The organism is Shewanella sp. SG44-2 (assembly GCF_014164215.1).
Lineage (GTDB): Bacteria > Pseudomonadota > Gammaproteobacteria > Enterobacterales > Shewanellaceae > Shewanella > Shewanella frigidimarina.
The window spans coordinates 1-12,337 of record NZ_JACJEU010000023.1 but is presented as its reverse complement, the minus strand read 5'-3'; the positions used below and the strand labels follow the sequence as shown (position 1 = coordinate 12,337).

11 protein-coding genes are annotated in these 12,337 nt (G+C 41.4%); 3 read left to right on the top strand and 8 right to left on the bottom strand.

The window, feature by feature from the left end; genetic code table 11:
• Positions 1 to 28: 28 nt before the first annotated feature.
• The 3 genes from H5181_RS15255 to H5181_RS15245 all read right to left on the bottom strand — a co-directional run bounded on the left by H5181_RS15255 (position 29) and on the right by H5181_RS15245 (position 4,410).
• Positions 29 to 1,657: a di-heme oxidoredictase family protein gene (locus H5181_RS15255; protein WP_182751439.1), complete on the bottom strand. Its 1,629-nt coding sequence runs from the start codon at positions 1,655 to 1,657 to the stop codon at positions 29 to 31.
• Between the two features lie 142 nt (positions 1,658 to 1,799).
• Complete coding sequence (locus tag H5181_RS15250) at positions 1,800 to 2,963, bottom strand: imelysin family protein (RefSeq protein WP_182751438.1); 1,164 nt, start codon at positions 2,961 to 2,963, stop codon at positions 1,800 to 1,802.
• A 43-nt stretch (positions 2,964 to 3,006) separates the two neighbouring features.
• On the bottom strand, positions 3,007 to 4,410 hold the full coding sequence (locus H5181_RS15245) for a hypothetical protein (protein ID WP_102037412.1): 1,404 nt from the start codon (positions 4,408 to 4,410) through the stop codon (positions 3,007 to 3,009).
• A 280-nt stretch (positions 4,411 to 4,690) separates the two neighbouring features.
• On the opposite strand from H5181_RS15245, the gene H5181_RS15240 reads away from it, so the two are divergent.
• Positions 4,691 to 5,830, top strand: a complete 1,140-nt coding sequence (locus tag H5181_RS15240) for an MFS transporter (protein ID WP_404948509.1) — start codon at positions 4,691 to 4,693, stop codon at positions 5,828 to 5,830.
• Positions 5,831 to 5,895: 65 nt separating this feature from the next.
• Entirely contained in the window at positions 5,896 to 6,729 is an 834-nt protein-coding gene (locus tag H5181_RS15235) for a TIGR03899 family protein (protein ID WP_011636286.1), read from the top strand.
• On the opposite strand, the gene H5181_RS15230 is transcribed toward H5181_RS15235, so the two are convergent.
• From H5181_RS15230 to H5181_RS15215, 4 genes are all read right to left on the bottom strand, one after another.
• Positions 6,719 to 7,318: a hypothetical protein gene (locus H5181_RS15230; RefSeq protein ID WP_102037656.1), complete on the bottom strand. Its 600-nt coding sequence runs from the start codon at positions 7,316 to 7,318 to the stop codon at positions 6,719 to 6,721. The genes H5181_RS15235 and H5181_RS15230 overlap by 11 nt on opposite strands.
• A 223-nt stretch (positions 7,319 to 7,541) precedes the next feature.
• Entirely contained in the window at positions 7,542 to 8,162 is a 621-nt protein-coding gene (locus tag H5181_RS15225) for a glutathione S-transferase family protein (RefSeq protein ID WP_011636284.1), read from the bottom strand.
• A 131-nt stretch (positions 8,163 to 8,293) separates the two neighbouring features.
• Positions 8,294 to 8,971, bottom strand: coding sequence for a type 1 glutamine amidotransferase domain-containing protein (locus tag H5181_RS15220; protein ID WP_182751437.1), 678 nt, complete (start codon positions 8,969 to 8,971; stop codon positions 8,294 to 8,296).
• A gap of 43 nt (positions 8,972 to 9,014) precedes the next feature.
• Positions 9,015 to 10,043, bottom strand: coding sequence for an NADP-dependent oxidoreductase (locus tag H5181_RS15215; protein ID WP_011636282.1), 1,029 nt, complete (start codon positions 10,041 to 10,043; stop codon positions 9,015 to 9,017).
• 205 nt (positions 10,044 to 10,248) lie between these two features.
• Here H5181_RS15215 and H5181_RS15210 point away from each other — a divergent pair, with 205 nt between their 5' ends.
• Positions 10,249 to 10,695 carry a MarR family winged helix-turn-helix transcriptional regulator gene (locus H5181_RS15210; RefSeq protein ID WP_182751436.1) on the top strand — a complete coding sequence of 149 codons (447 nt, stop codon included), beginning with the start codon at positions 10,249 to 10,251 and terminating at the stop codon, positions 10,693 to 10,695.
• Positions 10,696 to 10,898: 203 nt separating this feature from the next.
• Here H5181_RS15210 and H5181_RS15205 read toward each other — a convergent pair whose 3' ends face one another.
• Positions 10,899 to 11,864, bottom strand: a complete 966-nt coding sequence (locus tag H5181_RS15205; RefSeq protein WP_182751435.1) for a GGDEF domain-containing protein — start codon at positions 11,862 to 11,864, stop codon at positions 10,899 to 10,901.
• Positions 11,865 to 12,337: the final 473 nt, after the last annotated feature.

Sequence of the window (12,337 nt, the reverse complement as noted above, 5' to 3'; positions counted from 1 at the left end):
GCTAGGGTCTATTGAGCTTTACAGCAATTTACAACGACTGTAAAAAGGCGATAACTTGATCACGCTCTGTTTGAGTTAATGCCATAAAGTCTTGTTTAGACGTTTTAGATTCTCCGTCATGCCACAAAATGGCTTCTTCCAAGGTTGCTGCGCGGCCGTCATGTAAAAATCCGGCTTGGGGATTAACCGTTTGGGTTAAGCCTATGCCCCACAATGGTCGAGTACGCCATTCGTTACCGTCGGCTAAAAAGTCTGGACGACCATCTGCCAGTCCTTCACCCATATCGTGCAACAACATGTCACTAAATGGATAAATAGTTTGGCCTTTTAAGCTTTCGCTCATCGGTAATCCGCCAATATCACCTGAGGTTTTGGTCACAAACGACGGCGTATGACAACTGCTGCAATTAAGTTGCTCAAATAACCGAGCGCCTTCACGCACTGCAGTTTTATCAACATTACGTCTGGCTGGCACCGCTAATGTTTCGGCATAAAATACCACTGAATCACTGAACTCTGCACTGGCCTCAGGCGCACCATTAACATCTTCACCAGTATCAACAAACCCAGTTCGTGTTAAATATGAATCATGTAAACTGGTGCCAACAATACTTTCATCAGGAAATAACGAGTTAGTAATACCAATATCACCACGTAATGCACCTAACGATTGTACCCGCACACTTGGAGTGTTGGCTTTCCAACCAAAGCGACCTAAAGACACGGGTGTACTGTCACCATTTTGTGCTTTTATGGCATCAAATACCCAATTAGCCCGTCCAGAAATATCATCCTTATTGCTGTCATCAGCATCAACATTGGCGAGAATACTTGCCTCAGGTATTGCTTCTAGCAACCCTAAACCAAACACAGGCATGCCGTTACGCCAACCCATTAACACATCATCTTGTAATAGATTTGAAGTTATATTGGCACTTTGTTTGGTTTCGCCTGGTGCATCATATGGATTTTCGACCGCAAAAATCGGCTTCTTCAAACTAATGGTACGTCCATCTGCATACACTTCATCATGGCGCTCATAAGACAAATACACATCTGCTTGACCAACAAATGCATTGTCTTGCCAATCAGGGCGCGCTTTTAACACTCCGCGATGAAATAGCTGGTCACCAAAATCTGGCACTTTAATCGGCGCACAGTAATTATTATCTGCAGTTCCTACCGTACAAGGTTCAGCAGGAGCTTTGCTGATACGTAAGAAAATACCCGCTGCCGAACCCAGTTTTACCCGAGTTTCATCTGCGGCCAAAAAGGGAGTGGAATTTCGACCATCGCGTTGATGGCAAGAATTACAGTCAGCGTTATTAAATACAGGGCCTAAACCATCAAGCTCAGGGTGTTGATCATTCGGCGCTGTAGTAAACGAGACTTCAAAGTTGGTATCACCTCGTAAATGTAACGCGAGTTCATCTGCCGTTAAATTTAACGATGGCGTTGAAAAGCCATGGCCAGAGTTACTGGCATCGAATGTCGTGGTGTCACCACCTAAAGCAACAATTGAGGTATAGCTAGGATAAGTCACTACCGGATCAATGGGTGCTGGCGAGGTTTCATCATCGCCGCTGCCACCACAAGCACTAAGGCTAAGCCCCAGTAATGCTACAAACCAATAAGGTTGTCGTAATAATTTGTTCATCTTTGTCTCACACATTCACACTGAAATTGAGTTTATGTAGCAGTAATGCGACCTTGTTATGAGTTGAGTCTCTATTTTTTGGGTCACACTAACCCTCTCAATAAGGTCGTTCCATGGCCTTATTGAGACGGTAACAGCTAAATTATGAGTTCCAATCAGATAATAAAGGCAGCACATCTGACTGCAGCGTCGTTTGTAACTTTGTTAATGCATCCACGGCGACTTGGGTTCTAGCACGGCCATCAGCATCGAGAATCGCTTGGCGGAACGGCATGCTAGTGCTACCCGAAATGGCTTGGATTTTTAAAATGGCATCATCAATTTCGCTGGCGACACGCGTAGCTAAAGTCGCATCAGCTGCTGTTACAAAATCAATTAAGCCTTGCTTATCGGCACCACCCGTAAACTCACCTTGATAAACGTTACGCACGCCAATGATGTTATTTGAAAAGTCGGTTAGTGAGTTCCACGAATACTGCGACTCCACCTTAGAGGTGTCTGCCGTAGTTAATGACTCTCCGAATGGATCGGCAATTTTACCGTTACCCACTTCATCGACAATACCAATCATGCCGTTGATCAATTCTTCAATAACCGCCAACTGAGAAGAGTAAATAGTGTTAGTGGCATCGCCAGGAGTTTTAAGCAACTCGGCATAAGGTTTGGCGTTAGCATCTTGTGGGTTATGGCTCACTTGCCAAGCATCGTCTAATTGAGTGGTGTATTCGCGGAACACTTCCGCTAAGGCGATTAAATACTCACGTTCTTTGGTGCTAAGATCTGCAATCAACTTTGTGTTGCTGTTAACACCATCGCCAAACAACAGATATTCCATTGTATGAAAACCTTGAACGTCATCATTCCAACCTTTAATGGTGTCGGCATCAAAACCATTACTGTTGGCTAACTGGGTTTGTAAGTCAGTGGTGTTTAACGGCCAGCTGTCTAAATGCGGGTCGATACTCAATGAGTCTACTGGGCCAAAGATATGCGACTCCCCTTGTTCCCAAGGTTGACGAGCCGACTTCCACGCATTTTGTGCCGCCACTAAATCGGCTTGTACCGTTGAAGTAAGTAAGGTTTGGGTTGCCAATAATAAGGCATCACCTTTTGCCGCTAAATCAGCATAACCAGCCACAATCACATCATCGGTTAAGTTAGTGATCATTTCTGTCGCGACAAAACTAAAACCGGTTGTAGGTGTAGTTGGGGTTGTCGGGGTGCTAGTGTCATCCGAGCCTGAACCGCCACACGCGGATAATGTTGCCACTAGTGCTAGTGAGATTGCAGTGTAGTTAAAACGCATAATAAAACTCCATGTAAAAAATAAGTCAAAAAATTAAATTCGCTTATAGCGAGAACTGATATCCCACACCTAAAGCAAAGAAATTGGTGTCAGGAATACTGGCAACAGCCACTTGATGAAGACCACCTTCGGCTTTAATCACAATCTCAGGTATCGGGAAATAGTTAATACCTACACTGCTCCAAGTATTTTCATAACGCTTGGTTGCGGTGCCCGTTTCAACGGCCATAAGTGGATTGGAATAATCGATATTGGCAAACACGGTCATCGGAATATCAAACCATTCATCAAGTTTGACGCCCGCCTCGACAAAGAACGACTGCGACTCTGAACCCAGTTGGGCAAAATTACCTGGACGTAAACCTGGGGTGGTTTTGTTAGCCTGGGTAATAGCGTCAGCATTGTCTAACGAGCCATATAAATATTGACCGCGGAGGATCCATGGACCTTCAACAAAGGCTCCGGCAACAGACACAATGCTAAGAGCACCATCAACATCGAGTTTGTTACTCTTATGGCGATTACCACTGGTATTACCGTAGTAATAAGCCACGCCGACTGCACTGCCGGTTTTGAAATTCCCATAATCAATACGACCAGCAAATGCTAGGTCGTCAGCATTCACTTCTTCAAAGCGTTTTTGATGGCCTGATGCCACCCAATCATAAGTGCGGAAATACTCAGAGTTTAACCCACTGACAACTTGTGCCTGATAATGAAAATCGGCAATCTCTCCGTAAACACCAATACCGTTTTCGTTCCAAACGGTCGGCATCATCGCTGCTTCACTCTTGTGACGTTGCACTGTTAGATATTGATTAGGTTTGTGTAACATGCTCGACAAGCCAATAGGCAAGTGAATGTTACCGAATTTCACCCCAAAGGCTTTTGATGGACGGTAACGAATTTCCGCTTTTTCAACCACCACTTCGCCACCCGCTTCAACTTCGGATTCAAACTCACCAAATTCATCAAAGCCGTCATATTCTAGTGAGGTGCCAGTGCCACCGTGCTCATACTCAATTTCAACTTCCATACTCCAATCATCAGTGAACTGATAACCAAACTCGGTCACAATCCGCTCTAAATCAGTACGACTACGTCGCTCTGCGGATGTATCTTGTACGTTATCGAAATATTCATCACTGGTGTAAACAGCGCTGCCATATGAGTTAAAGCTAAAACGGCTTAAACGGTCTTGCGCTTTAGTGGTTTGTTGCACCACAGTGTCAACTTGAGTCGCCACTTGTTTGTTTTGCTGCTGTTGTTGTTTTTGCTCGGCGGCCAATGTGGCAAGCTGCTGTTTTAATATCGTAATTTCAGCTTCTTGCTTAGCAATGGCTTTGGCTAATGTTTCTGTATTCGTTGCAGCTTGAGCATTAGGTATTACGCTCAAACCCAATACACTTGCCACAGATACTGCCAACAAGGTTAACTTTCTATTCATCTGTTTCTCCGACACGTCACGTTAATGCTCCCTCTAAAAACGCAACAACCATATAATAATTGATAACGATTCGCATTATAATTTACATTAAGATTAGCAATTTAATTTACACTAAATTACATTTCACTTAACAAACCGTTTTATGTCACTATGGAAAACAACAATCTAAAAACTTCCTATAAACCGAGTATTTTCAATGCCAAACAGCAGTGATACGGCCTTATTCAGTGGTAAATCCGCCTTTATTGAACGCACTAACCCACAACATCTGCTGCTATGGATGACTTTTGTAATGTCCATGGTGTTTGCGGTTTGGCAGGCCTTGTTAAATAACTTTGTTATTGAACGCGCCGCATTCACGGGCGCTGAAATTGGATTACTGCAGAGTTTAAGAGAGGTACCTGGATTTTTAGCTTTTACCGCGGTGTTTGTATTGCTGCTAATCAAAGAGCAAACCTTTGCCTTAACATCCTTGGCACTATTGTGCATTGGAGTGGGGATTACCGGCTGGTTTCCTGATGTCATCGGGTTGTATTTAACAACGATACTCATGTCGATTGGGTTTCATTATTTTGAAACAATCAATCAATCGCTTACGTTACAGTGGGTAGATAAAGCCGATGCACCTGGCTTTATGGGCAAAGCGTTAGCGTGGCGCTCCGCTGCAGCACTTGTTGGCTATGGTTCAATTTGGTTAATAATGAGTTGGTTGAGCCTGGACTACATTTGGATGTATAGCATTATTGGCGGATGTGGATTAGTCATGGTGTTCATTATGGCAGTGTATTTTCCTCGTTTTGCCATAGGCTCCATTCAGCACAAACACTTAATTCTGAGAAAACGCTACTGGCTTTATTACTTGCTAACCTTTTTCTCTGGAGCGCGCAGGCAAATTTTTATGGTGTTTGCTGGCTTCATGATGGTTGAAAAATTTGGCTATTCGGTGTCTGAAATCACCGCTTTATTCTTAATTAACTATGTCGTTAACTTACTCTTTGCCCCTACCATTGGTCGCTTTATTGGAAAAATGGGTGAACGTAACGCATTAATTATCGAATACGTTGGCTTAGTGATTATTTTTAGTAGTTACGCTTATGTCAGCGACGCCAATATTGCGGCTGGACTGTATGTGATTGATCACCTGCTTTTTGCTATGGCGATTGCGATGAAAACCTATTTTCAAAAAATTGCTGATAAACAAGATATTGCATCAACCATGTCGGTCAGCTTTACCATTAACCATATTGCTGCGGTAATTATCCCTGTTTTATTAGGCATTTTATGGCTCAGTTCGCCTAAAGCAGTATTCTTCATAGGCACTGGATTTGCGATATGTTCACTCGCATTAGCGTTCAATGTGCCGCGTCATCCAGAGCCCGGTAAAGAAGCTCTATGGTCACCGTTAATGACAAAACGCTAAACGATTTAGCACAGATGTCATACCATACAAACATGGTGCAAGTGTAATGCAAAAAGGGGGTACTGATGACTGATATTGATGTGACGACAACGCAAGATGACAATACTCAAGTGTCCGCGCGCAAAAAAACCTTATTACTTGGGCGCATTATCGGTTTAGCCAGCGAAGAGGATTATCGTCCTTCAACAGCATCCGTTGCAGAGCGTGCAGAATACCGTCAACGCAAGCAACTCAGCCAGTATCAGACCAACCTTGAAAGCATTTTTGCATTAGCTATTAATTACACGCCATCTGATGTAACAGGTGTCGAATTAGATCCTGATTGGCGTTACCAATTTTTTCAAATGGCTGAACAAATTCATAACCGTAAGATGCAAGATTTGTGGGCCAGAATTTTAGCCAGTGAAATTGTCAATCCAGGTAATTTTAGCCTGCGGACTTTAGCGGTATTACTGCAACTGACGTTTCGAGAAGCACTGATATTTGAAAAAGCCTTAGGTATGTCGGTTAAAATCAATACCGAGCCCAGATTTAAATTACTCAGTAGTTATCGTATTAACGGTGGGATGAAACAATATTTTCGTAAGCATACTCAAACAAACTTCGGCCTGTCTCAATTCGGCTTACCTTATTCGAGCATTTTAACCTTAGTTGATGCGGGGATTTTACATAAAAGCGAGTTTGAAACCGGACTCTTAAACAGTAATGAACATATTCAGTTAACCATGTGTAATGCAACTTTGTCGCTAAAACCTAAACATCAGCACTTATTATTTACTTATTATCGATTTACCACTGTAGGCGATGAGTTGTGCCAACTAATACAGGCAAAAAGTGATGATGAATTTATCAATGCCGTTAAAACCATGTTGGCCAAAGACTTTATGGTTAACAGTTAATTTTTTTGTAAAGGTGTGCATACTTTGCTTTGTGTTCGCTAAACAAAAATTGGCGCAATATTTCACGAGACTCACCTTCTGCACTAATTTTTGCTGCCATGACCCCGTTTTCAGTTCGTACCGGTTCAAACACCATATCGAGATGCACACCATTAGGTAAAATAAGCTGTGTTAAGCGTGGCACTTTGGCGTTAAGTTCTTGCGGTACTTTAATAGTCATGCCTGAACTCGATAAAGAGAGTACCTCAACAAATTTAGCCGTATCGTTATCAATGACTTTTATATTTTTGACATTATTGAGCCGCCAGCTACGTTCACCGCCGCGCATATCAATGACTTCAGGAATGCCCAACTCTGGCAAAAATTGCCCAAGCTCATCTTGCTTTAAGATTAATGGAAACCATAAACGGTAATAACTAATTTCAGCTAATAGGGTTAATTTGGCATTCCCCAAAATATGAGCAAGCACTTGGGGTATTTCGGTCGCAACACTTAATGAATGTCTCGATAAAGTATTATCGGTACTGTCATCTTCCGGCGAGAATACACCGCTAAAATAAGCGAGCTCTTCATCAGATAAAGTAGACATAATCTAGCCTTTTTTTACACACTAACACGATCTCCATACTAACACCTTAGTATGATGGCGAACAAACTTTAACCAAATACAGCCATTCATTATGATATAAAAGTCTTATTAATTAACAAAAAATACATCACAAAGAATAGACTTGAGATGATTATCTATACTCACACCTAAATGAAAAAAGACGAACTCAGTTCGTCTTTTTAAGGCTAATACAATCTAATCATTATCGATCGTGTTCAGCTTCTATCTGCATGGCTTTTTTAAATGATGCATGGCTCATTAGCTGTTGATAGTACTTCGCAATATTAGGATACTTGTCAAACTCACCATTTTGGCCAACAAGCTCTGCAATAAACGACATCATAATATCTGCACCGCTAAGACGGTTACCGACTAAATATGACTTACCGTCTAAACGGTCATTAACATAGCTGATGACTTTTGCCGTTTCTGCATCGGCATATCCACCGATAAAGCGAGTTTCTGCACCATCCATTTTAACAAAGATTTTCAGTAATAATGGCAAAGCAGCCGAGCTTTCAGCAAAATGCATCCATTGTAAGTAATCGATATAATCTGCTGTGCCTATTGCTGGCATCAGTTTATCAGCGCCATAGGTTTGAATTAAATACTCGGTAATCGCGCCCGACTCAGCAATGGTATAACCGCTCGCTTCTAATACTGGTGATTTACCTAATGGATGAACCGCTTTTAACGATTCTGGCGCTAAAAATGTGGTTGCATCACGCTGATACGCAACCAGCTCATAGTCCACTCCCAATTCTTCTAATAACCAAATTATGCGTTTTGAACGTGATTTATTTAAATGATGTAGTTTAATCATTAAGCCATCCTGGTACTGTTAGTGAATAAAAAACAAACCCAATCAACAACTCACTGGGTTTGCTTTTATCAATCAACTTATTCTGTTATTTCGAGTTAACGTTAAGTGCAACCACTTAACCAAGCAGCTTATTAGCTTAATAAAGCTAACATTTTCTCAGCCACTAGCTCAGACGATGCAGGGTTTTGACCGGTAACGAGTTTACCGTCAACTACCGCATACGGATGCCAGTCGTCACCCTTAGAGTAGGTTGCACCATTTTGCTGTAGCATATCTTCAACCAAAAACGGTACAACGTTAGTTAACTGTACTGCTTCTTCTTCACCATTAGTAAAACCAGTGACATTTTTACCCGCAACAAGTGGGGTTCCGTCTGGCTTTTTAGGGTACTTAAGTGCAGCTGGTGCATGACATACTAAACCTAAAAGTTTATCTGTTTTGTAGCACTGCTCAATTAACGCAATAGAGTCTTTATCATTAGTTAAATCCCATAATGGACCATGACCGCCTGGATAAAATACCGCGTTATAATCTGCTACATTAACTGATGCCAAAGTATGAGTATTGGCTAGTAACGCCTGCGCTGTAGCATCGGTGGCAAAACGGCGTGTTGAGTCAGTTTGAAAATCAGCTTCATCACTTTTCGGATCTAATGGTGGTAAACCACCTTTAGGTGAAGCCAAAACAACCTCAACACCTTTATCAGTAAATGTGTAGTATGGCGCCGCTAATTCTTCCAACCAAAAACCGGTTTTCTCACCTGTGTCGCCTAATTTATCGTGTGACGTTAATACCATTAATACTTTCATGATGATTCCTTAAATACTGTTTGTTTAACTGTAATCAATTAGATTACAGAGGATTGTTTACTTTAATCACAACCTTGCCGAAATTTTCGCCCTTTAGTAGCCCAATAAAGGCTGCGGCCATATTTTCAAGACCATCGACAATTTGTTCACGATATTGAATCTTACCTTCGCCAAGCCATTGGCCCATATCTTTGGCAAACTCTGGATAGCGGTCGCCATAATCGTCAAAAATAATAAAGCCTTGCATCTTAATGCGCTTAACCAGCAAAGTGCCCATCAGTAATGACAAACGATCAGGACCATCCGGTAACGAAGTCGCGTTATACTGCGAAATTAATCCACACACTGGCACTCGAGCACCGGTATTTAATAACGGTAAAACCGCATCAAACACTTTGCCGCCAACGTTTTCAAAATACACATCAATGCCGTTATCACAATGGGCTGTCAGTTGCTGCGCAAAATCAGCCGCTTTATGGTCAATACATTCATCAAAGCCTAATACTTCTTTTGCGTAGCGACATTTTTCTTCACCACCAGCAATACCAACAACTCGACAACCTTTCAACTTAGCAATTTGGCCAACCGTTGCGCCAACAGGCCCAGTAGCCGCGGCAACCACAATGGTTTCGCCCGCTTTAGGCACGCCAATATCTAATAATCCCATATAGGCAGTAAAACCTGGCATGCCCATAATACCCAACGCATAAGAAGGATGGCTTGGGTTATCGCCCAATTTCATCAGCCCTTCACCATTGGATACTACGTAATCTTGCCAGCCACCAAATGATAATACCCACTCACCCACTTTGTAGTCAGGATGATTAGACACTTCCACTTGAGATACCGATGCGCCCACCATCACATCATCAATAGCAACAGGATCAGCATATGATTTAGCGTCATTCATACGGCCACGCATGTAAGGATCAAGTGATAAATACACTGCGCGCAATAACACCTCACCTTCAGCTGGTACTGGTTTGTTGACGGTTTCTAAGCGAAAATTATTAGCAACTGGCTCACCTTGAGGGCGGCTAGCGAGTACTATACGACGATTTTGAGTGTTCATCTTGTGTCCTTGAAATAACATAGGCACCATAAAATGGTGCTGGAGAAGACAATATGACCTCGGTTGTTAAAAGCTATTGATAGCTGTAATACTGATATAAGCCAAACACTGTTACCATAACCAACCAAGGCCAAATAATACGTTCTTTTTACTTAAGTTGATCAATTCAAATATGATCAACAACTTTGCGAGCTAAGCGACTGATATGAATAAAAACAAACATCTATTACTCGAAAATCAGTTCTGTTTTGCTGTTTATTCAACGTCATTGGCGATTACCCAACTGTACAAACCATTACTCGACTCTATCGGGCTAACTTACACCCAGTATTTGGTGATGTTAGTCCTCTGGGAGCAAGATGGGTTAAGTTTAAAAACCTTAGCCAGCAAGCTTGGGCAGCAATCTGGTGCATTAACACCGGTCATAAAACGGCTCGAAACCGATGGCCTGCTAAAGCGCATTCGCGAGCCCTTAGATGAACGGACCTTGTGCATGCAATTAACCGAAAAAGGTCATCAACTTCAGCCCCAGGCAGAAAAAATCCATCTATGTATTCTTGAACAATGCGGTATTGAAATGTCTGAACTCGACGATCTAAAACAACAACTGGATCAATTTAGACGAAAACTGCCTAACTATATTGAGTTCTAACGCACAAAATGTTGCAAAAATTTGGATTCAATTTGTTTTGCTTAACTACATGATAATCACGATAACTAATTGCGCGCAACTTAAATTAACAATTTTTAAGGTCAATAACCGATTACGTGATGCCGCCGCATTGTTTGAAAAAAATAAAACGCTATTAAATCCCGCTTTGCCAGCTGACTGAAATGGTCATCAAGAACTTGCCATTACGCGACATTGACACTATTGCGACCGACATTTTTTGATGAATACAACGCTTTATCTGCCCGCTTAAATATCTCTAAGAATGCTTTATCCTGAGAACGTAAGGTTGCAACGCCAATACTAATGGTTATCGAAGGAGTTTTTTGTTCTTCGTACTGTTGCTGAGCTTCTCTTAACCGTTCAGCCAGAACATAAGCAGAGTCAATATCAGTATCGGGTAATAAAATAGCAAACTCTTCACCGCCAATCCGAGCCAATACATCTGCCTCCCTAACATGTTCATTGCATATATTGGCAACACGCTTAATCACCTCATCCCCCACTAAATGGCCATAGGTATCATTCACTTTTTTGAATAAATCAATATCAATAATCATTAACGAGAATGGTTGAAAATAGCGAGTAGCACGAAAAAACTCATGTTCGCAAAAAGACGTAAATGAACGACGATTAAACAAACCTGTTAACGGATCGGTATTAGCAAGCCGCTCTAATTTTGAACGTAAATGATAAGCAGCAGTAATATCGGTAGAAATACCAATAAGGCCAATTAATGTGCCTTTGTGGTTATATAAGGGTTGTTTAACTTCGTGATATACAATTAGCGAGGCTGGGGTATCAACAATAATATCGTCAGATAGTTTGCTTTGAGAATTAAGCACTTTAGTGTCATTCACGTGCAATATATCTACAACATTCGCGGGAAAGTAATCCCTATCGGAAGTGCCCTTTAGCTTTTCAAGCGTCACGCCAAAGTAATCTAGCGTCAGTTGATTCGCATAAACATATTTGCATTGAGTGTCTTTTAAATAAATATAAGCATCAACTTGATCAAGGATAAGCTCATAGGTATCTAACATCATCTTTTTAGTTTGCTGCTGACGGTATCGGTTTAAGTTAACAAACAGCAACAAAGCGATAGCTAACAACAAAATGAAAATTAATAATCCAACGATTTCAATCGACATGAGCATTCCTTAGCTACCATCTATATCCATATACGCCATTGATAATGTTGATGACGCCGACCAAGCAATATACTCTTATTACATACGGTTAACCATACTGTATGTAAATATGGGCAAGTATAAAAAGATCTATTGTGACAATCAAATAATGCATGCAAGATTCAACTTTGAAGTGTGCTGCATATTATTGAAATATAACAATATAGATTCTAATTATCGTGCTGAAATCGACAATATTAGGGCTCAAGTCCATTTAACCTTTACTCCGCATAATAAACGATTATCAAACCGCCTACTGTTTTGCTAACTAACCTCAAAACAAAACAAAACAAGCGTTAAGGTTAGATATTGACCTGGTCAACTGAATTAGGTCACCCTAGTTAAGTTCGTTAAGCGACTTCTTTTATCTGCTTATCCATACGCTCAAATTCATTGGGACTTTGGTAGTCAAGGTATGAATGCATTCGTTGGCT